Source organism: Enterococcus viikkiensis, assembly GCF_005405345.1.
Taxonomy (GTDB): Bacteria; Bacillota; Bacilli; order Lactobacillales; family Enterococcaceae; genus Enterococcus_A; species Enterococcus_A viikkiensis.
This window is the reverse complement of the sequence record NZ_BJDW01000004.1, coordinates 33,567-54,264: the sequence shown is the minus strand read 5'-3', so window position 1 is coordinate 54,264 and position 20,698 is coordinate 33,567. Positions and strand designations below refer to the sequence as shown.

At 40.5% G+C, this 20,698-nt stretch carries 21 protein-coding genes, 1 tRNA gene and 1 riboswitch; of the genes, 13 read left to right on the top strand and 9 right to left on the bottom strand.

From position 1 onward, the window contains the following. Positions 1-30: 30 nt before the first annotated feature. From FFM67_RS03745 to FFM67_RS03730, 4 genes are read right to left on the bottom strand one after another with little or no spacing between them, the layout of a single operon-like run. The gene (locus tag FFM67_RS03745; protein ID WP_137613287.1) at positions 31-972 is read right to left on the bottom strand and encodes an AEC family transporter; all 942 of its coding nucleotides are present in this window, start codon (positions 970-972) and stop codon (positions 31-33) included. A gap of 42 nt (positions 973-1,014) precedes the next feature. After that, positions 1,015-2,964 (bottom strand): fructose-1,6-bisphosphatase, encoded by a 1,950-nt coding sequence (locus tag FFM67_RS03740; RefSeq protein ID WP_137613286.1) that lies wholly within the window; start codon positions 2,962-2,964, stop codon positions 1,015-1,017. Between the two features lie 15 nt (positions 2,965-2,979). Beyond that, a complete protein-coding gene (locus FFM67_RS03735) occupies positions 2,980-3,792 on the bottom strand; it encodes a pyruvate, water dikinase regulatory protein (RefSeq protein ID WP_137613285.1) in 813 nt (270 codons plus the stop codon). Positions 3,793-3,803: 11 nt separating this feature from the next. Then, the gene (locus FFM67_RS03730; protein WP_137613284.1) at positions 3,804-4,433 is read right to left on the bottom strand and encodes a CBS domain-containing protein; all 630 of its coding nucleotides are present in this window, start codon (positions 4,431-4,433) and stop codon (positions 3,804-3,806) included. Between the two features lie 198 nt (positions 4,434-4,631). Between FFM67_RS03730 and FFM67_RS03725 the strand changes: the two genes are divergently transcribed. The 5 genes from FFM67_RS03725 (at position 4,632) to FFM67_RS03705 (ending at position 8,625) form a co-directional block, all read left to right on the top strand. Beyond that, positions 4,632-4,703: transfer RNA gene (locus tag FFM67_RS03725), tRNA-Glu, on the top strand. Positions 4,704-5,047: 344 nt separating this feature from the next. Further along, positions 5,048-5,521, top strand: a complete 474-nt coding sequence (locus FFM67_RS03720; RefSeq protein ID WP_137613283.1) for a hypothetical protein — start codon at positions 5,048-5,050, stop codon at positions 5,519-5,521. Between the two features lie 3 nt (positions 5,522-5,524). After that, positions 5,525-6,742 carry an efflux RND transporter periplasmic adaptor subunit gene (locus tag FFM67_RS03715; RefSeq protein WP_137613282.1) on the top strand — a complete coding sequence of 406 codons (1,218 nt, stop codon included), beginning with the start codon at positions 5,525-5,527 and terminating at the stop codon, positions 6,740-6,742. After that, positions 6,743-7,429 carry an ABC transporter ATP-binding protein gene (locus FFM67_RS03710; protein WP_137613281.1) on the top strand — a complete coding sequence of 229 codons (687 nt, stop codon included), beginning with the start codon at positions 6,743-6,745 and terminating at the stop codon, positions 7,427-7,429. It abuts the gene before it with no gap. Then, positions 7,426-8,625 carry an ABC transporter permease gene (locus FFM67_RS03705; protein ID WP_137613280.1) on the top strand — a complete coding sequence of 400 codons (1,200 nt, stop codon included), beginning with the start codon at positions 7,426-7,428 and terminating at the stop codon, positions 8,623-8,625. Before FFM67_RS03710 ends, FFM67_RS03705 begins: the two co-directional genes overlap by 4 nt. Positions 8,626-8,675: 50 nt before the next feature. Here the strand turns inward: FFM67_RS03705 and yidC are convergent, their stop codons facing one another. Continuing rightward, on the bottom strand, positions 8,676-9,605 hold the full coding sequence (gene yidC, locus FFM67_RS03700; protein WP_137613279.1) for a membrane protein insertase YidC: 930 nt from the start codon (positions 9,603-9,605) through the stop codon (positions 8,676-8,678). Between the two features lie 104 nt (positions 9,606-9,709). Beyond that, complete coding sequence (locus FFM67_RS03695; protein ID WP_137613278.1) at positions 9,710-9,982, bottom strand: acylphosphatase; 273 nt, start codon at positions 9,980-9,982, stop codon at positions 9,710-9,712. A 129-nt stretch (positions 9,983-10,111) separates the two neighbouring features. Here FFM67_RS03695 and FFM67_RS03690 point away from each other — a divergent pair, with 129 nt between their 5' ends. From FFM67_RS03690 to efp, 4 genes are all read left to right on the top strand, one after another. Next, positions 10,112-10,873 (top strand): TrmH family RNA methyltransferase, encoded by a 762-nt coding sequence (locus FFM67_RS03690; protein WP_137613277.1) that lies wholly within the window; start codon positions 10,112-10,114, stop codon positions 10,871-10,873. 129 nt (positions 10,874-11,002) lie between these two features. Then, entirely contained in the window at positions 11,003-11,500 is a 498-nt protein-coding gene (locus FFM67_RS03685) for an HD domain-containing protein (protein ID WP_137613276.1), read from the top strand. 44 nt (positions 11,501-11,544) lie between these two features. After that, entirely contained in the window at positions 11,545-12,219 is a 675-nt protein-coding gene (locus FFM67_RS03680) for a YczE/YyaS/YitT family protein (RefSeq protein WP_246042913.1), read from the top strand. Positions 12,220-12,407: 188 nt separating this feature from the next. Next, positions 12,408-12,971, top strand: coding sequence for an elongation factor P (efp, locus tag FFM67_RS03675; protein WP_071862208.1), 564 nt, complete (start codon positions 12,408-12,410; stop codon positions 12,969-12,971). Between the two features lie 55 nt (positions 12,972-13,026). Here the strand turns inward: efp and FFM67_RS03670 are convergent, their stop codons facing one another. Next, positions 13,027-13,926, bottom strand: coding sequence for a WaaS/CpsH family glycosyltransferase (locus FFM67_RS03670; protein ID WP_137613275.1), 900 nt, complete (start codon positions 13,924-13,926; stop codon positions 13,027-13,029). A 184-nt stretch (positions 13,927-14,110) separates the two neighbouring features. Beyond that, a complete protein-coding gene (locus FFM67_RS03665; RefSeq protein ID WP_137613274.1) occupies positions 14,111-14,641 on the bottom strand; it encodes a folate family ECF transporter S component in 531 nt (176 codons plus the stop codon). A 35-nt stretch (positions 14,642-14,676) separates the two neighbouring features. After that, positions 14,677-14,773, bottom strand: a riboswitch (THF riboswitch). Positions 14,774-14,954: 181 nt separating this feature from the next. On the opposite strand from FFM67_RS03665, the gene FFM67_RS03660 reads away from it, so the two are divergent. Next, entirely contained in the window at positions 14,955-15,719 is a 765-nt protein-coding gene (locus tag FFM67_RS03660; RefSeq protein ID WP_137613379.1) for a formate/nitrite transporter family protein, read from the top strand. Between the two features lie 62 nt (positions 15,720-15,781). On the opposite strand, the gene FFM67_RS03655 is transcribed toward FFM67_RS03660, so the two are convergent. Continuing rightward, a complete protein-coding gene (locus FFM67_RS03655) occupies positions 15,782-17,680 on the bottom strand; it encodes a M13 family metallopeptidase (RefSeq protein WP_137613273.1) in 1,899 nt (632 codons plus the stop codon). A gap of 157 nt (positions 17,681-17,837) precedes the next feature. On the opposite strand from FFM67_RS03655, the gene FFM67_RS03650 reads away from it, so the two are divergent. The 3 genes from FFM67_RS03650 (at position 17,838) to FFM67_RS03640 (ending at position 20,696) form a co-directional block, all read left to right on the top strand. After that, positions 17,838-18,413: a hypothetical protein gene (locus FFM67_RS03650; protein WP_137613272.1), complete on the top strand. Its 576-nt coding sequence runs from the start codon at positions 17,838-17,840 to the stop codon at positions 18,411-18,413. An 82-nt stretch (positions 18,414-18,495) separates the two neighbouring features. Beyond that, positions 18,496-19,467, top strand: coding sequence for a ribose-phosphate diphosphokinase (locus FFM67_RS03645; RefSeq protein WP_137613271.1), 972 nt, complete (start codon positions 18,496-18,498; stop codon positions 19,465-19,467). Positions 19,468-19,550: 83 nt separating this feature from the next. Further along, the gene (locus tag FFM67_RS03640; protein WP_137613270.1) at positions 19,551-20,696 is read left to right on the top strand and encodes a cysteine desulfurase family protein; all 1,146 of its coding nucleotides are present in this window, start codon (positions 19,551-19,553) and stop codon (positions 20,694-20,696) included. Positions 20,697-20,698 lie beyond the last annotated feature (2 nt).

The following is a 20,698-nucleotide window of genomic DNA, read 5'->3' as shown; positions in this document are numbered from 1 at the left end:
AAAACCTTCGAGTTTATCCTCGAAGGTTTTTTATAATAACAATTTCAATAATAAGGGAATATAAGCGAGATATAGCAGCACCGAATAGCCTAATGCAGAGGCGGCAAAGGGCTGATCCGCATCGTAAGAACGTGCTAAGATCGGTACGGAATTTTGTACCGGCATGGCTGCTTGGATAATAAATACCGAAAGCATCAAGGGTGGTACGCTGATCCACAGACCTAAAAGCCAGACGACTAAAGGAGAGATCACGTAACGACCCATCAGCACCCCTAAGATATCTTTATTGAGTGTCAGATTTCTGATCCCCACATTATAAACAATGATGCCAATCACAAACATCGACAAGGGCGTAGTCAAATTTCCTAAGTAGGCGAGGAAGGTCGCGATTGAGCTAGGCAGTTGAAAATTTAAAAGGACCGCACATAAACCGATTAGAAAGCCTAGTAAGGCGGGGGAAAAGATTTTTTTTAAAATCGGCAACAGATGAAAATTGACGGTCGCTTGTTCGATTTGAGGATTGTCTCGTGCAATCAAATAAATACCTAATGTCCAAAATAGCGTCGTGTTGACGATGTAGTACAGCAATACATAAGGCACCGATTTCTCGCCAAAGATCGCCAGATTAATCGGCAGACCAATAAAAATCGTGTTGGAACAAGTAAACATCGTGGAGAAAATCCCATGACGAGTAGGCGTGATGCGAAAGAGCCACCGATAGACAAAGCTAATCATAAAGGTCAGCAGCATCGAAAGGATCGGGATCACCGTTCCGCCAACTAAGTGTAAAAATTCAGCACGGGAAAAATTTTTGGTGATGGTCAGAAACATGTTGCAAGGCAGTGCAATCTGCAAAACAAGTTTTGAAAAAGCGTCCCCGATTTGATTGGAGAACCACTGCTTATAAGTCAGCAGATAGCCGATAAACATCAAGACAAAAATAAAAAAGATATTGATATATGCAGAAATCATGTTTTCACCTCGAATTTACTATATATAAAAAAACCAGCAGCATCAATTAGTGCCGCTGGTTTTGTCATTTTTTTCTTGATAGTGAAGCAGACCAGTTAAATTTTCGATTTGTTCTTCTAAACTATCACCGACGGTCGTATCTTTGATTAAGACTCGCGTCAGTTCTCGGTCAATCACCCGCTTCAATGATGTTTCATCGGCCTTTTTGGCTAAAAGATTCGTGATTGATTCAAAGGGATCGTGGGTGACTAATTGAAAGCCGTAAGAATTATTCAGTAGTGAGTAACCGGCGATACCGGTCGTCTTTTGATAAGCCTTCGATAACCCGCCGTCGATCACAAAGAGCATGCCGTCGCCTTTGATTGGTGACTCGCCGCTTTTAACCTTCACCGGAGTGTGTCCATTGATGATCCGAGAGTTCTGTGAATACAAGGCGAATTCTTCTAAAATCATCTGGCAAGTTTCTCGGGTATCGCGAAACTTGTAGTAAGGATTTTTGATTTCTTTATGCGTTTCTTTGTCAGCGATAAAATAGCGTTCAAAAGTAGTCATGGCACTTTTCCCGAATTGCGGTGAGATCTTTCCGGTCCAGCAATACCAGATCCAATCGGCTTCGGAGCTATCGCTTTGTTGATTTTGACAACCTGTTCGAATCTGTTCATCAAAGAACAACAGTAGTTCCTTGCCGGCATATTCGTGTCCTTCGGTCTTTAATGGAAGGAATGAACCGTCTGCTTTTAAAGGCAAACAACCGTGAAATAATAAATGCTGATTGTAAACGCGGTACATCCCGCCTTTTTCCAACAGCAACTGTATGTGTTCTTGCATTTTTGCGGATTGTTGGAAGGAGGTCAGCAGCATATCCACCACATATTCTTCTTTCTCCGTTAACGCATGAGGATCCGCTTGTAGTGTTTGGAAGCAGCTTCCTTGCAAGGGATATTCTTTTCCTGCTAGTTGGATCGTATCCTTTTCGAAATCAATCTTTTCTAGCAGTAAGCGATCCTCCATCTCAAATTCAGGATGACGCTTGATCAATTGACCTTCCAATTTAAACTGAATGATTGATAAGGCTTGATGAACTTTTTCCAGACTATCTAGACTTTCGATCGAGTAATTTTCATTGCTGTTTTTTTCCTTCGGTGTAAAAATCGGATTTTTTTGATAATGTTCCTCGGCGTACATAAAGAGTGGTCGCAAATTCAACGCGTAAGCTTGCTCGATCTCGTATAGGTAATTGTAACGAGCTGCGATACGTAACAGCGTCAGTAAACAAGCCCGCGAGCCAGCGTAAGCGCCCATCCATAATATATCATGGTTGCCCCATTGGATATCGACAGAAGGGTGTTGAGTTAGTTTGTCCATTACCTTATCAGCGTCCGGACCACGGTCATAAATATCGCCCACGACATGTAAATGATCGACGACTAAACGTTGGATACTTTGACACAAGGCAGTAATGAAGGGCTTCCCTTGCTCTAAATCTAATAAGTGCGTCAAGATTTGATCAAAATAAGCGGCCTTATCCGAATAAATCGTATCTGTGTACATTAATTCTTCGATGATATACGCGTATTGCTTTGGTAAGGCTTTACGAACCTTTGAACGGGTGTATTTCGTTGAACAAAAGGCTAATAATTCCAATAATTGTCGAATTTTTTTGCGGTACCATGAACAATCACGATAAGCGAAAAATGCATCGTCAGAAAGCGCCTCGCGGGGATAAGCAACCAGAATCGTCAGCTTATCTTTTTCATGCTCGGTCAGACGATCTTGAAACAGCAAACTGATTTTTTCTTTGATATTACCAGCACCTGTTCGTAAAATATGGTCGAAAGCAGTAAATTCGCCGTGGATATCACTAATGTACAATTCGGTACCCTTTGGCAGATGAATGATGGCCTCAAGATTGATCAGCTCAGTCATGATAGCCTCTTTTGTACTAAATTCCTTTTCCAACATTTGATAATACTTATCTCGGGTAGATAGCATAATAGCCTCCTAAGGTTACAAAGAATTATCCAAGTGCTCACAAATCAAGGTTGCTGCTTCTTCAATCGATTTGTTGGTGACATCAAGTGTGAAAGCACCTAGCTCATCATAAATACCTAATGCATAATCGACTTCTTCTTTGATGCGATCAATATTCGCATAGCGAGAATTTTCATCAAGTCCCAAAGAAGCTAAACGGTTGGTTCGGATTTTCTGCTGCACATCGGGTTCGATTACTAGTCCAATGATTTTTTCTTTAGGAACATTTTTGATTTGCTCCGGTAACGGCACTTCAGGAATTAAAGGCAAGTTTGCTACCTTTAGGCGGCTGTTAGCAAGATACATACTCAAGGGTGTTTTAGAAGTACGAGAAATTCCTAACAAAACAAGATCGGCTTCCAAAAAGCCTTTGGCATCTTTTCCGTCGTCATATTTAACAGCAAACTCAATCGCAGCAACCCGATCAAAGTATTCTTTGTTGAGCTTATGAACAACTCCAGCTTGTTTTAGCGGGGCCACACCTGTTTTTTGGTGAACGATGTCCATGAAAGGTGCCATTAAGTTGATGTATTGCAGGCCAGTCCGTTCGCCAAAGTCAGAGACAATTTGAGATAAGTTATCGCTGACTAAAGTTGTCACGACAACAGCACTGTCCTTCAATGCATCGCCTAAAATATTTCTTAGCTCTGTTTCATCCTTTGTAAATGGAAAGCGGTAAGACAAATCAAACTCCACAGTAGGGAATTGTGCCGTAACAGCGTTAACTAGCTTCAGAGAGGTTTCACCGACTGAATCAGAGATCATATATAATGGTACACTTTTTTTCATTTTTTTCGCTCCTATCGATTGGTTTCCGTTTGTTTTGCTTGCTGCATAATATAATTAAAAATTCGTGATTTCGTAATTTTGCCAATGACTTTTTTCGGATTTTCTTCACTAACCACCGGCAGTGAATCGACTTGATAATCAAGTAGGAGAGCTCCTGCTTCTAAAATGGTAAAATCCTTGGTACAAGTCTGTAAATGAGGTGCTCGCGTCATTACGACAGCTACTGGCGTATTTTGCAGATTGCTGTTGAGAGAGGCGCGTAATAGATCTTTACGGGATAGTAGACCAACCAGTTGTTGTTCTTTATCCGTCACGTAGATAGAGCCAACATCATACATAAACATATTCGTAATCGCGTCATGGATCGATGTGTCTTGTGGGGTTAAAAGCGGCGATAACATAATTTCTTCCACTTTTACTGAAAAGATCTTGTCGAATAAAAATTGTTCAATTCCCACACCTGTATAGGTATAACCGACTTTGGGACTGGCTTCTAAAATACCAGCCATTGTCAAGAAGGATAAGTCTGTTCGTAAAGTGGCATGTGAAATTCCTAAGTGCTCGGCGATTTTTTCACCGCTTAAAGGCTGCTCACGCTTCACGATCTCGATGATTTTTTCTTGCCTTTGTGATAGATTCATAAGTCCTCCTAGTAAGCTCTGAATAATTTATTTGAAGGGGTAAATCAGAAACTTGAATACACAATCTATTATACACTTAATAACTATATAAACAACATAAACGAATGAATAAACGCATATATGGGAAACCAAAGAAAAAAAGGCAAAACACTTTCTAAATACATAATTTAGCAGTATACTACTCAATGTGTTGAAAACAACCCGTTAGTCAAGGGGTCAAGACGCCGCGTTCTCAGCGCGGAGGCACGGGTTCAAATCCCGTACGGGTTATAAAGAGTTTGGAATTGATGAATCAGTCTCGGTGACTGGTTCATCAATTCTTTTTTTTTACTTTTTTTCTTTGCGAGGTCAAAAAAGTATTTAATGAGACACTGATTGGGTGCTTTTTTTTACGAACAATTTAGTTTAAAAACTTGCAACGTTTATCAAGTTAAATCCCGTAAATGGTCGCGCTATTTTTAATTATTATTTTGTGATAAAATGAACATTTTTTGAAATCACCTTTAATGGGCTATCTGCAAGTAGTATAATAGGGATTATTTTATGAAATGATCTGTTGGGGTTGTTGTATGACTTTCATAAAGTAATGAAAATAATTGAAGCGGAGTGGTTAAATGGAAAAGCATTTGAAAAAGGCAAAGACGTGGAATATGATTCTAATTATTTTAGGATTGTTGTCAATTGTAACAGGAGTAATTGGATTGCCTAAGTCACTAAATCCTAAATTCAGTGATTATAAAGTGATGGGGGATTATGGTCAACAAATGTTTGATTATTTAAATAATCCACTAGTGAAGACCATTTCCATTCTCTCGTTAGTGATTTCAATCGTTTTAGTTATCTTTTATTTTATGGCTAATAAAAAATTGGCAGATCAGGTCGCACCTACTAAGATCCCGTATTATATCAATATTGGATGGAGTATTTTTGGTGCAATTATCGGTTTTATAATGCAACCGAAGATGGAAGTAGAAGGAATGGATTTTTCTTTGGTTATGATGATTGTTGGGATAGTTTTCCAATTAATTTTCTTGCTACCTGCTATTTTAGTAATTGTCCATTTATTCAAAGCAGAGCCAGAGGAGTAGCCGATGAAAAAAAGAAAATTTACAAAGAAGCAAAGAATTCGTTGGAGTATTATCGCAGGCGTATTGGTTTTAGCATTATTTATCGGAGCGTTTGTGTACTCGCAAGTAAAGGTAACTAAAAATGAAGCAAGCAGTGGGTATCAAACAGTCGTATTAAAAAAGTCTGATCCGTTGACCTTTAACGGAATGGTGCAAGCAACGCATACACAGGATTATTATTTTGACCAAACTTTAGGGAAAATTTCTGACATAAATGTTCAAGACGGACAAGAGGTCGCATCAGGAACTGTCTTGCTGAGTTATACCAATAACGACTATCAAGAGCAAGCAGACGAGCAAAGCACGAATTTAGACAAGCTTTATTTAGCAGTTAGTAATGCCCAAGAAATGCTAGCAATCGCCCAAGACAAGCAAGCCAAAGAACAGCAAAAACTGAATACTGCGACGACGAATTATAATAATACGAATGCGGATAGTGAAGAAGGCGCAGCCAAAAAGGAGCAATACCAGCAAGAGAAAACACAGTCTGAAAGTAGCGTGGATGCAGCAACTGATGCCGTTGTTCAAGCTAGACAAGCGCTGGAAAGTGCAAATGTGGAGTTAAGTTCGGCTAATCAAAGCGTTAATACAATTCGTGGAAAGGTCAGCTCAACGGTAACAAGTGCAACAGCAGGAATTGCCTACATTAATGAAAAAGGAAAAAATGATCCATCTGTTCCAGTTGTAAAGGTTGTTAGTAATGATGTGACGATTGAGGCCAAAGCCTCAGAGTATGATTATCCACAGGTTCATCAAGATGCTGCAGTTACGATTAAGCCCATCACGACGAATCAAGAAATCGGTGGGACAATTACGCATATCAGCAAGCTACCGGATCAAGCGAGTGAGGCAGGTGGACAAGCTGGAGTAGCTAGCAGTGCAGCGAGTTCGGTATCTAACTATAGTTTTATCGTCAAGCCGGCAGAAAATTTGCAATATGGCTACAATGTTCAGGTTGTCTTGCCGTTAAATGAGATTCGTTTGCCTAAAAAAGCTGTGAGAAAGACCGGGGAAACACAATATGTATTTGCCTATCGCAAAGGCAAGGTAGAAGAAGTGACCGTTCAAGCAGAAAATCAAGGGGCCTACTTCCTATTAAAAAATGGACTCAAAGAAGGAGACAAAATTATTTCTAATCCAGACAAGTCATTAAGAGATGGTCAGGAAGTGGCGGTGGATTAAATGATCGAACTTAAGCATATTAATAAATATTACCGCAACGATGAAGAAGTCTTGCACGTTTTAAAAGATATCAATTTAAAAGCGGATGCTGGGGAAATGATCGCGATTATGGGTCCCTCCGGTTCTGGAAAATCAACGTTGATCAATCTATTAGGCTTCATCGATACAAAATTTGAAGGACACTATTTATTTGAAGAAGAAAATTTGGTGACTACGACGGATGACCGCTTGTCAAAAACTCGGAATCAAATAGTTGGTTTTGTCTTTCAAAATTTTAGCTTGATTGAAAATTATACCGTGTATGAAAATGTCGAACTTCCCTTACTTTATAATGGTTATGGCTTTCATCAAACAAAAGAAAAAGTCATGGCGGTATTGGAAAAAGTTGGGATTGCTGATAAGGCAGAAAAACACCCCCGTCAGCTTTCTGGCGGCCAGCAACAGCGGGTGGCAATTGCTCGGGCACTGATTAATCAACCCAAATTCATTATCGCAGATGAACCGACGGGAGCTTTGGATACTCATACGTCAAATGAAATCATGGAGCTGTTTAAGGAATTAAATCGGCGTGATCAGACGACGATTTTCTTGGTAACTCATGACCCTGAAGTTGTTCCTTTTTGTACCCGCCTCGTTCGTATCAGAGACGGAGCGATCACTGAAGATCGGGCGGTGATTGAAGCATGAAATTTTATGTGAATTGGCGCTCGTCATTAGGATCTATTTTCAAAAATAAAAAGCGCAGTGCGTTAACGATGTTTGGAATAATTATCGGAATTGCGGCAGTAATTGCCATTTTGTCGGTTGGGCGTGGCTTTGAACGAGACACAATCGAAAGTTTGACGGCGAGTGATTCGGAGAAATTAGAAGTGAATATTAATTTTGTTCCGGGAAATGACGCCCTTTATTCCTCTAACATCGACATGATCCAAGCTTCTGATTTTAGTTTGTTGAGAAATGTCGAAGGAGTCGAAGCAGTCGCTTATCCCAAGAATGATCTTTCTAATATTTATAAGGATGTTCAGGTTAAAGATAAGACGAAAAATTATCGTATTTCTGTTGTTTCCAAAAAGGGTAAGGCGGTGCGCTATGGCCGCTCACTCTCGATGTATGATGATCAAACACAAATCAAAATCGTGACTCTGGATTCTTCTCTGGCTAAAGATTTATTTGGCACAGCGAAAGGCGCAGTGGGACGTGGCTTTAAATTAGGTAATCAAGTATTTACGATCGTTGGAGTTTTTCCATCCGGTGAAGGGGAGACCATGTTTTCGATGGGGGAAGCTAAAATTCAACTTCCTCGTCAAACGTACAGCCACTTTTTTGGCAATGAACAATCTAAAAACTCGGTGGTTTTAACGTTAGCCGATGGTAGCCAGTTGAATAAAGTTGCAGATAAGGCAATCAAAAAGCTGCAAGATGCTGGAGCGATGCGACAACAAGGAGAGTATCAAGTCTCCAATATGGCGATGATGACTGATGGAATCAGCGAAGTATTAAATAGTATCACGCTTTTCATTAGTGCGGTAGCGGGTATTTCTTTATTCATTGCCGGAGTTGGTGTAATGAATATGATGTATATCTCAGTTTCTGAGAGAACCAAAGAAATCGGGATTCGCCGTGCCCTAGGTGCAACTCGAGGCGCGATTCGTCTGCAATTTTTATTAGAAGGAATGACCTTGACGTTAGTCGGCGGAATTATTGGTTATCTGCTAGGAATGGCAGTAGCTTATGGGATTGGAAAAATGATGGATATTTCGGTATCCGTGGATTTATTTACCGTTTCGCTGGCTATTGGCGTTTCAAGTGCAATAGGCCTGCTATTTTCTGTCATGCCTGCATCTGAAGCAGCTAAGAAAGACTTAATCGATATTTTAAGATAGTCAATTAGAACAAAGTAAAAACCATCGCCGGACAGCGATGGTTTTTACTTTTATTTGCGTTGTTTGCCAGCGTTTCGTCCGCTGTTGTTTTTATTATTTTGGTTCTTAGGTTGATTGACTTGTTTTGGACTGATTGGTTCAGCTTGTTTGATTGGCTTTGTCACCACTTGTTTTGGTGGATTCTGTTTAAGCTCTTCTTGGATCTGTGCTTTGATCCGAGGACGCATCAAAACGTTCGTGATAAAGGTTTGGATACAACTAAAGATCCCACCGACTACCCAGTACAACGCAACTCCGGCTGGAGAAGTGAAGGACATGAAGACGATCATAAGAGGCGATGCGATCATCATGCTGCGCATCGTTTTCTTTTGTTCTTCAGGAATCCCAATGAGTGAAATATACCCTTGCAGCAAGTATGCGACCCCGACAACAGCTACTAAAATATAACTTGGTTTTGCCAGATCAATGCCGATGAAGGTCGAGTGTTGAATACCTTCAGAGAAACGTGCTGTGTAATACAATGCGGAGAAGATCGGCATTTGGATCAGTAGTGGCAGACAGCCCATGCCGCCCATCATGCTGACGTTGTTTTCTTTGTAGACAGCCTGCATCTCACGCTGTGCTTCCATTTGTTCTTCTTGGGTGGATGCCGCTTTTACTTTTGCTTGTGCAGCATCAATTTGTGGCTTGATCGATTGCATTTTTTCTGATTGGATCAAAGATTTCTTCGATTGATTGATTCCTAAAGGCATGATAATCAAACGAACGATGATTGTTAAGACAATGATCGCCAAACCGTAAGACCAGTTGAAATTTTGAACCATCCAATTTAGAAAGTTTTCTAAGGGAACAACTAACATCCGATAAACGATACCAGATGTATCCGGGTTTCCGTTTTTATCGGAGCGGACACAGCCCGAAAGTAGGATAACGGCACCTAAAAGGCCCGAACCTAAAAGCCAATTTTTAAATTTATTCATTTATTTCTTCCTCTGCTAATAAAAATTTATACAGGAATTACTATACTAGATAACCCAAGCCTTTTCAATCTAATTCGGAAAAAGCAGAGAACCTTGTCAATTTTTTAATAGACAACCTTAAATTGTTTAAAATCCTTGATGCTAGGATCTTCGTATTGCTGGATATGATCAACACGGGCAAATGAATTTTTTGGTTTGTTTAATTTTTCTAGAAATGCGTCTAATTGTTCTTTCGTACCGACTGCTTCGATCGTTACGCTACCATCATCTTCATTTTTAACCGTTCCTGTCAAGCCGATTTCAATGGCGATTTGATGGGTTGTATAACGAAAGCCGACGCCTTGAACGCGTCCAGTTACATTTAAGTGCATCTTCATTTGAAAAACCTCCTATTAAATCTTTTCTTACCTTATATGATAACGAGTTTTACTAGTTCTTACAAGAATTCGCGTGCTATAATGACAGACGGAGAAAGACATTGTAGACAAATTAAATGAGGTGACAGCTTGAAAGAAATCCAATCAAGTAAAAATGAATTAATCAAAGCAACCAAAAAGTTGCAACAAAAAAAATATCGCCAACAAACGCAGACCTACCTATTGGAAGGGTTTCACTTAATTCAAGAAGCAGTGAAGGCTAAGGTAGTCTTACGAGAAATTTTTATCAGTCAACGCGGATTAAAGGAATGGTCAGAGTGGATTGAAGCGCATTTGACAGATTATTATTTAGTTTCAGATGAGGTACTAAAGGCTTTAACGACGCAACCAACACCGCAAGGAATAATCGCCGTAGCAGAAATGCCGAAGGAACAGTCTGAAGCTTTTTCTGGCGCTTGGCTACTTTTGGATCATGTGCAGGACCCAGGAAATGTTGGGACGATGATTCGGACAGCGGATGCGGCTGGTTTTGCTGGTGTCGTTTTAGGTCAAGGAAGTGCGGATTTATATAATGAAAAAACACTGCGCAGCACCCAAGGAAGCTTGTATCACTTATCGGTTAAAACCGGTGATCTATTAGAAATCGTTCCCAAGATGCAGCAAGCTGGGAAAAAAGTTTTTGGAACGGCGCTAGATAGAGCAGCAAAAGAATATTTAGCTGTTCAAAAACTGTCAGATTTCGCCTTGGTAATGGGCAACGAAGGGCAAGGGATGACCCCGGAATTACTAACGCTGACTGATCAAAATCTGTATATTCCCATCAAAGGGCAAGCGGAATCTTTGAATGTGGGAATCGCTGCGGGTATCTTGATGTTTCATTTGCTTGAATAAGTCTTTACTTTTTGGTAACTGTTATTAAGGAACTGTTAAACTTCAATCTGCTCTTCTTGGAAGCCTATCCAACTTTTCTGAGACGTGCTATAATATTCACCAGAGACAAAGAAAAGGGGCTTTATATCCATGACCGAAAACTGGCGTGATGACGAGGAATACGTTTCTTATATTGAGGATTTACTAGCTACCGAAGAAGTCCAAAAATTAGCAAATTACACCCAACATATGAATTCAACTCGTTTGGAACACTCAATCAGTGTTTCCTATAATAGTTATAAATTAGCAAAACAATTTAATGGCGATGCAAGAGCAACTGCTCGTGCTGGCTTACTTCATGATTTGTTCTACTATGATTGGCGGACAACGAAATTTGATGAAGGGTCACATGCTTATATGCATCCTCGTATCGCGGTTAAGAACGCAGAAAAAATCACGGACTTATCCGACCTTGAACGAGACATTATTATTAAGCATATGTGGGGCGCAACGATTACTCCTCCAAAATATAAAGAAGGCTATATCGTAACGATGGTTGATAAATATTGTGCCATCAAAGAAGCGGCAGTTCCATTAGTTGACCGTTTCAACGCCTACAAAGCACGTTTTAAGAAAGAATGGAACTAGTATAAAATTTTAGGCATCAAACATCCTTGTTTGATGCCTTTCTTTTGCCGTTTTTTGGTTTTAGAAAGGTTAGACATAAAAATGGAAGTGAGGCGTCACCGATTAAAGCAAAAGTAGGGAAACAATTATTATTCGCACTGATAGGAACATTTGTCGCGGCAATTGGCGTGCGCTTGATCGTGGTTAGTGGATTAGGTGCTGACGCTATCAGTACCTTAGTATTAGGAATTCTTCAGCATGTATCCTTGAAATTTGGAACGATTAGTATGCTGTTTAATGGAATCGTTTTAGTGATTATTTTTTTCTATGATCGCAAGATGATCGGGTTTGGCAGTCTGATCAATAGTTTTGGTTTGGGCTTTTGTTTAAACTTGTTGGATTGGCTAGGACTGCTGCATCAGATTCCAAAGGGAATGGAATACCCTTCGATTATTTTAGGTTCGATTGTTTTTGGGATTGGGACAGGAATCTATTTATTAGCCGATGCGGGCTCAGCGGCCTATGAATCTTTAATGATACTGATCAAACGAGGATTGCACAGTACGGTTAAGACAGCGAGAATTTTATTGGATGCAACTTTTTTCTTAACGGGCTTTTTATTAGGTGGTCACATCGGGTTTGGAACGGTGATTGTTTTATTAGTAATGGGCCCCTCGTTAGAAGTAACCTTGAATCAACTGCCTAAACGAAAGTTTTTCCGAGTACGAGCAGTAAAATGAGTGACTAACAGTTTAGACAAGCAATTTTTTCCTAGTAACTGAAAGGGTTATTTGCTACAATGAATGAGGTTCATTTTATGTAGTAGAAGACGATTTTTTGACTGAAAATAAATGTTTTAGTCAGCAGAAGAATCAAAAGGCTTCTAAAAAATAAAAAGTAATTAATTAAGAATAAGGAGTGTTTATTCATGATTGCAGCAAGCGATTTACGTGCAGGTATGACGTTTATTCAAGACGGAAAATTGATCAAAGTGTTGGATGCCAGCCACCACAAACCAGGTAAGGGAAATACAGTTATGCGAATGAAACTGCGTGATGTTCGTTCAGGATCAACTTACGACACGACTTTCCGTCCGGATGAAAAATTTGAAAAAGCGATGATGGAAACAAAAGCAGTTCAATATTTATACAGCCAAGATGACGTGGCAATCTTCATGGATCTTGAAACCTATGAACAATATGAATTACCAATTTCAACGATTGAAGCAGAAATGAAATATCTACTTGAAAACATGGAAGTAAAAATTCAATTCTACGGCGATGAAGTGATTGGGTTAACGCCGCCAACAACGGTGGTCTTGAAAGTGGTTGAAACGCAACCATCAATCAAAGGAGCAACAGTTACAGGATCGGGTAAACCAGCAACAATGGAAACTGGCCTAGTTGTGAACGTTCCTGACTTTATTGAAGAAGGCGAAATGCTAGAAATCAATACAACAGAAGGTACGTATCAAAAACGCGCGAATAAATAATTAAAAAATAGCTCGGACCTTTCTATAAGAAAAGGCTGAGCTATTTTTTTCACGTTTATAACGCGCTCTCATGCGCCATCAATTCGGGATAGTATTCATATTCAGCAAAAACTTTCGGGTCATAGTCTACGAAGCGGCGGGCCCAAGTCTCGGCTTCAAAAAAATCCAAGAGCGTTTTGTCGGCGGGGTGATAAGGAATATTTAGAAATGCCGTCAGTTTGCTTAAATCGGGAGTGATTAGAAACATATTACGGGAATCATACAGACGATAAAAGGGCAGCATTTTATTAGCGGTGACTAATTTTTTTTGCAAGAAGAGCGATTCAAAGGTTCTCAGTGTTACACCATATTGACCTGCACGCAGTATTTCTAAAATACTGGTGCTATTTTTAACGAGTTTCAGATAATCTTCGTAAGGTAAATACCCAGCTTGTTCATTTCCTCGCTTTGGAAGGATATGATAATACGTCGAAAGCCCTAGCGCTTCAAAGCGTTCCTTTAATTCTAAGGCTTGTTCCTTGCGGCCATTGTCATTGGCGCCAAAGAAAATATCGTAATCACAATGGTTTAAAGGACTACCCACTGAACAAGTGTAAAAGGAGCTATTGTGAAGCAGCCCGAGATCCCGAGCTTCTAACGGATCAAAGTGATAGATTTCATCAATCGCCGGTTCCTTTTGGGCAGCGTTCAATAAACGGTAATGTTCCAGCTTAAAGTGGTTCCAGAAAAATAGAACAATTTTGGCATTAGTAAAAGGACGAATGCGTGCAGCCATTTCTGGATCAAACGCATAGTCTAAAAATATAATCAATTGAAAATCTTTCAAGAACGTACGGAGATAATCATTACTGGCTGCAAGGAGCTCTTTCCCTGAGCAAACAGCAATATCAGATAAGGCAGGGAAAAAATAAAGGGAACGATCTTTAGGGACGAGTAAAATTTCAGAGTTTTTCATGTTCCTCCCAGCTTTCTTGTTAAAATTTTTCCAATCATAGCGCTTTCTATAACCAATAGCGATTTTTATGCTTGTAAAAATAAATACAAAAAAAGACTTGTACTCAAATTGAGCCAAGTCTTTAAAGGAATTTTTTGTGTGAAAGAAATAACTACAAAAGAATAACGTAACTAATTCTCAAAGATTAATGGGCGCGATTGAAGTTTGCCACCCAGCGTTTATAAGGTAATACACCACCTAAGAAATAGGTAATGAGCGCTTGGATTGGAATCCAGATCACGGTCTTGATTAGGCGTGGTGCCCAAATCACCCAGCTAGTTAGTGGGACCTGATACATCATTGCCAGCCACAGGGGTGTTAAGATCAAGTTGATCACGATCGTAGTAACAAGAACCGATTGGATCGAATTTTTCCAAGTAATCTCTTTCTTATAAAAGAAGTAGCCATAGATCGCTCCTTCAAGAAAGGCATTAATGGTAAAGCCGATAAAAAACGGTGCTTTAGCAAAAAGTGACATTCCAATAAAATCAGCAATCACCGAACCAATCCCTGTCCAAAATGGGCCGAACAGCATGCCCATAATAATCTCTGGGATAAAGGTGAAACTGACTTTGAGAAATTGTGTCTCGATTCCTAATAGGCGAGACAAAGTGACCATCATGGCGATCAAAAGCGCCATCGTTGTGATGCTTCTAGCATCGAGGTGTTTCTTCATTCCGAGCATCTCCTTATAGAGCTGCTACATCTTCATGCAGCGAATGCGAAAATAAAACCGCAGACTAAGTCTTTCGTCCAGAAGGCAACATCCCATCCTTCCAGCACTTAACGCTTTATTTCCTACTCTGATTTATTTTTGGAGGAAGACCTCCGTGAAAAATACTAGCACAGAAATGAATAGGAAACAAACTTTTCATTTCGGGCTAGTTAAAAATGAGCTATTTTTTTAGGAAATCCTCTTTTTAACTTGTGAATAAAATAGTAAGATAAGGAAATGAATTGAGAAAATGATTGAAGAAAGTGGGAGTTATATGTATACGCCAAGTGAGACAGCGGAAATTTGTAGTAAAAAAGGCATTGAAAAAGTGGAAAAAAATCTGGTGGCAAAAATGTTGCTAGGTTTCATTGGAGGAGCGATGATCTCATTAGGCTATGTGTCCTATATGAAAATCGTGGCAACAACGCCAGAAGAACTTAGTTTTTTGGGAACTTTATTAGGAGCGTCGGTTTTCCCGATAGGACTGATTGTTATCTTACTTGCCGGTGGTGAACTAGTTACAGGAAATATGGTGGCTGTCTCGATGGCCTGGTTGAATAAAAAAATTAGCTGGCAGGCAGTAGTAAACAATTGGCTGATCATCACATTCGCAAACTTGCTTGGAGCAATCTTTGTGGCCTTTTTCTTTGGTCATGTGGTTGGGTTAACCGGAAACGGTGCGAATCTACATGAAATGTTGGTTGTGGCAGATGCAAAATTAGCGGCAACACCTCTGCAAGCCTTTGTCTCTGGGATTGGTTGTAACTGGTTCGTTGGCTTAGGGGTTTGGTTAAGCTACGGTTGTAAAGATTCTGCTGGAAAAATGATTGGTATTTGGTTCCCAATCATGATTTTTGTTTTGTTAGGGTTCCAGCATAGCGTTGCAAATATGTTTGTATTATCTGATGCGATGATTGAAGGTCATATTGGGCTTTCAGCTTTCTTGGCAAATATCATTCCCGTATATTTTGGTAACATCGTTGGCGGGGTAGCATTTGTATCATTCCCATATTTCATGTCGTATCAAAAGGGCCATTAACAAACGAACAAAAAGAGAGAACTTCATTTTTGAAGTTCTCTCTTTTATTGTAAAGAAATCAATTACCAAATGCTGACCCGTTTTTCTGGTGCTAAATACATGGCATCTGTTGGTTGAATGTCGAAAGTCTGATAAAAGTCCTTCAGATTCTTCGCTTGAATATTTGCCCGCAATTTATTTGGTGCATGGACATCGATTGCTAATAATAATTGAGTATATTCTGGACGAGCTTTCATCCGCCAAATCGTTGCCCAATTAATAAAGAAGGCTGCAAGATCTACCTGGTCTTCTTTTTTTGCGGCTTCTAGTGCACAGCTCAATCCACCGGCATCGGCAATATTTTCAGAGACGGTTAGTTTGCCGTTGACTTTTCCGTCAGCAATCTCTAAGCCGTCAAACTCAGCGATCATGTCATCGGCTAATGCTTGAAAATGTTTTTTGTCAGATTCGGTCCACCAATTATTTAGATTGCCGAATTCGTCGAATAACGCACCGTTATTATCGAAAGCGTGAGAAATTTCGTGAGCGATCACCGCTCCAATCCCGCCAAAGTTTTGGCTGCTGGATTGTTCTAAGCTGTAAAAAGGCGCTTGTAAAATCGCTGCTGGAAAAACGATGATATTTCTGAAGGGATGGTAATAAGCGTTTACTGTATCAGCACTCATTTCCCATTCCTCACGATCCACCAATTGATTCCACTTTGAAAATTGATCTTCGCGGCTTAAGCGGCTGAAGCGCAATGCATTGTGTAGTAAAGGTTGCTCTTTTTCGACATGAAATTGACTGTAGATTGCTGGAATCGTATCGGGATAGCCCACATGGATGCCTAAGGTTTTCAACTTGATGATGGCTTTTTCCCGAGTCTCAGGACTAAGCCATGTATTTTGACTCAAACGTTCCTGATAAATACCGACCATACTTTCCACCATCTGCTGAACATCTCTTTTCGCTTGTTCACCAAAATAATGCTTGCCGTAATAATCGCCTACGACTTGATCGAATCGACCGGAAGCAAGGTAATAAGCAGCTTTTTCTTGCGGACGAGCTTCTGGTGCACCAGAGAGCGCACGACCGTAAGTCCCACCAACTTGGCGAAATTCCTCACTGAGATAACCGGTCAAAGCATTTAAGGTCATGACGAGCATCCAGCTTTTCATTAGTGGGAAGGTTTCGGGATTGACTAATTCATTCAGCTTTTGGAAATAGGCCGGTTCAGTCACAATAATTTTTTCCGGCAGCACACCGATTAAATGCTCGATCAGCTCCTTTAGTTGCAGCTGGCTGCTGTGAGCGACAAAGGCTTCGCCGCTTTCGGGATTGTACATCTTACTGTAATCTGCATTTTCTTCGGCACTTTTTACATGAGGGGCCAGTAATTGATCGAAGTGCACGGCCTCTTCAGTCACTTTTTCAGCGTACGCAGCATCATAGCCGGCCAAGGCGAATAATTGCAGCGTCATTTCTTTAAAGATTGTCATGAGTTGCTGTGCTTGGGGATGGTCCGCTTCATAATAGGTTTTATCCGGTAAGATCAAGCTAGGGGCAGCGGCAAACAATGCGTTGACCTTGGCATTTTTCATATCCGCATCGACATCCAAGCCAAATGGTAAAGGCAGACCGTCTAACACCCAAGAGCTTAGCTGTTGATTCAAATCGGAAAAATCTTGTAGTGCTTCAACGCGTTTTAGTAAAGGTAACATTGGAGTAGCACCTTCAACATCTCGTGTTTTGTAATCGTTGGCTAATTTGAAATAGTCAATGTATTCTTGCATCAGCTTGGAAGGGATTTTTACTGAACCAGCTTGCATCTTTTTCGTATCGGTCATTAATAATTCATCGACCCCATCTACTAAATCTTGAAAGCCGCCAGTCGCTGGCTTATCAGCAGGGATCTCCGCTGCTTGGATCCATTCTCCATTGACGGCTTCGTACAAATCTTCTTTGATTTTTGTTTGCTCCATGAACAATCGACTCCTTTATTTTGTAGTATGCATGAATAAGTAAAAGCTTTACAGGTTCTGTACCTTTTCTGATAAACTGTAAAGCAGATAAGAGATCTCCTATATTATGATATAGTTTTGGAAAATACTCAAAATAAAATGATTTTGGGGTGATGAAATGACCTATCCGATCAATCAATGGATCGAATTAAACAGTTTTGGAAGCTATCGCACGTGGAAAACACCCAGCGGTTTTCTTTGTGGAACGTATGCCAGCAGCGTGTTATTGGCCTATTGGCAAGATAACCTCGATGCTGCTTGCCTGTCCGCTGAGATCAGAAAACCGCAGCAGTTTGAGCCCGACGTTTTAATAAACAGTTTGCGCCCGCTATTGCAGCCACTTGATCTGCCGACGGTCCCACTTCAAATCGCTGTAGGCCTTAATCATTATTTTCGCCGCTATCAAGTACCTTATCGCGCGCGGATAACGACTTTAGGTGCTTGGCAGCGAGTAACGAAACGGATTCTAGCCGGCGAACCGGTTATGATTGGTTTGTTAAAACTATTCGGCAGTACCTACAACAATCATTGGGTAGTTGCTCATGGTTTTTTAGAAACAGCTGAGGGACAACGGTTTTTCAAGGTTCATGACAATTGGGGCAACGCTGATAAAATCATTCCCGCCGCTTGGGCGAATGGAACGATTTCTTTGATTAAGCAAAGAGGCAGCTCTGGAGGAAATTTTAGCGCATAGCAGTTTCAACCAAAAGTAAAATCTACAGCAAACCAACAAAAATATGTTAAACTGAGGGTACCAAAATACTTGGAGGGACACCATGTCAGAAGAAAGTAACGATAAATTTAAGATTTTCAGCCTAAACGGAAATCGCCCTTTAGCTGAAAAAATTGCCGCTGTTTGTGGAGTGCCATTAGGAAAAAGCACAGTGAAGCAGTTTAGTGATGGAGAAATCGCCATTAATTTGGAAGAGACGGTTCGAGGATTTGATGTTTATTTGGTTCAATCGACGAACGAACCAGTGAATGATCATTATTTGGAGTTATTGATCATGATCGATGCGTTAAAACGGGCGAGTGCTAAGACAATCAACGTCGTTTTACCTTATTATGGGTACGCGCGTCAAGATCGCACGGCAAAACCTCATGAACCGATCACCGCAAAATTGGTTGCCAACTTACTTTCAAACGCAGGTGCAACGCGAGTATTGACGCTTGATTTACACACGGTGCAAGTGCAGGGATTCTTTGATATTCCAGTGGACAACTTGTTTACGATGCCGTTGTTTGCGCATTATTACCGTCGTCGCGGAATGGTTGGTGATGATTATGTGGTCGTTTCGCCAAAAAATAGTGGCGTTCAAAGAGCCCGCAGTTTAGCAGAGTATTTAGATACAACCATTGCTATCGTAGATACAGCCGAAGAAAATAATCCCGATTCTGGTTATGTGATTGGGGATGTTGAAGGCCGTTCTTGTATTATGGTAGATGATATTTTGAATACCGGGAAAATTTTCTCAAACGCGGCTAAGACATTGATGAAATCTGGTGCAAAAGAGGTCGTTGCTTGTGCTTCACACGGATTATTATCGCCGCCAGCCAAAGAAAATTTAGATGCAGCAGATATTAAGGATATTTGTATCACCGATTCTGTCTCAACAGATCCTGCAAGACATCCAGAAAAATTGTCTATTATCAGTTGTTCGGATTTGCTAGGTGAAGCAGTCAAACGCATTCATCAAGATCAATCTGTCAGTCCATTGTTTACGATGGAAAGAAAAGATTTTGAGTAAAAGGGCAGTAATGCCCTTTTTTTGTAGAGTCTTTTGAACTGTGCTAGAATAATCCTAAAAATCGGAGAAAGGTTCGAATAATAGTGGAAAATATTTATTTAGATCATGCGGCAACGAGCCCGATGCACCCAGAAGTCATTCAGGCAATGACTGAAATCATGTCAGAAACCTTTGGTAACCCATCGAGTATCCATCATTACGGACGTCAGGCTGCTGGAAAATTAGAATTGGCTCGGGAAGTTGTTGCTAAGAGTTTGGGCGTTAAATATCATGAAATTATTTTTAACAGCGGAGGCACTGAAGGCGATAATACGGCTATTTTGTCAACCGCTTTAGGACGTAAGAACGAAGGTCGCCATTTAATTACGACGCAAATCGAGCACCCGGCGGTTTTGAATACGATGAAATTCTTGGAAACGCAAGGGTTTGAGGTAACTTATTTGCCAGTTGATCGCCAAGGAAATCTTTCAATGGCAGATTTTGAGGCTAGCTTGCGGCCAGATACAATTTTAGTTTCAATTATGTATGGCAATAATGAGATTGGTAATTTAATGCCAATCAAAGAAATCGGTGAACGTTTGAAGGACCATCCCGCTTATTTTCACACGGATGCTGTCCAAGCGTATGGCAATCAAATGATCCGACCTCATGAGTTAGGAATTGATTTTTTAAGTATCTCTGCTCATAAAATTAATGGACCAAAAGGTGTTGGTTTCCTCTTTAAGAGTGATCAAGCGAAGTTGGCACCCCTGTTAAGAGGCGGCGAACAAGAAGAAAAGCGCCGAGCAGGGACGGAAAATCTTGCTGGTGTTTGTGGAATGGCAAAAGCCGTTGAACTCTTGACGGAAGAGGAACGGGAAAAACGTCGCGTTCTTTATGAACAATTTACGCAGACGATCCTAACCACGTTGGATCAGACCGGGATTACTTATCAAGTCAATGGCGATTTGGAAAATAAGCTCCCCCATGTTTTAAACCTGCGTTTTAATGGTGTCTTGAATGATTTATTGTTAATGAAGCTAGACTTACGAGGCATCGCTGTTTCAACTGGTTCGGCTTGTACGGCAGGAACGATTGATCCTTCCCATGTGTTAGAAGCCTTATATGGGAAAAATGCGCCAGAAATCAAAGAGTCGTTACGTGTAAGTTTCGGTTATGGAAATACGCTGCAACAAGTCGAGGAATTTGCGGAACAATTAGTTGCCAGCTTGCAAGAACTAACAAAGTAGAT

Excerpts from the sequence above, each read along its gene's own strand:
- FFM67_RS03715 (WP_137613282.1), top strand. The coding sequence starts at position 5,525 with ATGAAAAAAAGAAAATTTACAAAGAAGCAAAGAATTCGTTGGAGTATT.
- FFM67_RS03735 (WP_137613285.1), bottom strand. The coding sequence starts at position 3,792 with ATGAAAAAAAGTGTACCATTATATATGATCTCTGATTCAGTCGGTGAA.
- FFM67_RS03730 (WP_137613284.1), bottom strand. The coding sequence starts at position 4,433 with ATGAATCTATCACAAAGGCAAGAAAAAATCATCGAGATCGTGAAGCGT.
- FFM67_RS03685 (WP_137613276.1), top strand. The coding sequence starts at position 11,003 with ATGACCGAAAACTGGCGTGATGACGAGGAATACGTTTCTTATATTGAG.
- FFM67_RS03670 (WP_137613275.1), bottom strand. The coding sequence starts at position 13,926 with ATGAAAAACTCTGAAATTTTACTCGTCCCTAAAGATCGTTCCCTTTAT.
- FFM67_RS03720 (WP_137613283.1), top strand. The coding sequence starts at position 5,048 with ATGGAAAAGCATTTGAAAAAGGCAAAGACGTGGAATATGATTCTAATT.
- FFM67_RS03655 (WP_137613273.1), bottom strand. The coding sequence starts at position 17,680 with ATGGAGCAAACAAAAATCAAAGAAGATTTGTACGAAGCCGTCAATGGA.
- FFM67_RS03740 (WP_137613286.1), bottom strand. The coding sequence starts at position 2,964 with ATGCTATCTACCCGAGATAAGTATTATCAAATGTTGGAAAAGGAATTT.
- efp (WP_071862208.1), top strand. The coding sequence starts at position 12,408 with ATGATTGCAGCAAGCGATTTACGTGCAGGTATGACGTTTATTCAAGAC.
- FFM67_RS03665 (WP_137613274.1), bottom strand. The coding sequence starts at position 14,641 with ATGAAGAAACACCTCGATGCTAGAAGCATCACAACGATGGCGCTTTTG.
- FFM67_RS03710 (WP_137613281.1), top strand. The coding sequence starts at position 6,743 with ATGATCGAACTTAAGCATATTAATAAATATTACCGCAACGATGAAGAA.
- FFM67_RS03645 (WP_137613271.1), top strand. The coding sequence starts at position 18,496 with ATGTCAGAAGAAAGTAACGATAAATTTAAGATTTTCAGCCTAAACGGA.
- FFM67_RS03745 (WP_137613287.1), bottom strand. The coding sequence starts at position 972 with ATGATTTCTGCATATATCAATATCTTTTTTATTTTTGTCTTGATGTTT.
- FFM67_RS03650 (WP_137613272.1), top strand. The coding sequence starts at position 17,838 with ATGACCTATCCGATCAATCAATGGATCGAATTAAACAGTTTTGGAAGC.
- FFM67_RS03660 (WP_137613379.1), top strand. The coding sequence starts at position 14,955 with ATGTATACGCCAAGTGAGACAGCGGAAATTTGTAGTAAAAAAGGCATT.
- FFM67_RS03695 (WP_137613278.1), bottom strand. The coding sequence starts at position 9,982 with ATGAAGATGCACTTAAATGTAACTGGACGCGTTCAAGGCGTCGGCTTT.
- FFM67_RS03705 (WP_137613280.1), top strand. The coding sequence starts at position 7,426 with ATGAAATTTTATGTGAATTGGCGCTCGTCATTAGGATCTATTTTCAAA.
- yidC (WP_137613279.1), bottom strand. The coding sequence starts at position 9,605 with ATGAATAAATTTAAAAATTGGCTTTTAGGTTCGGGCCTTTTAGGTGCC.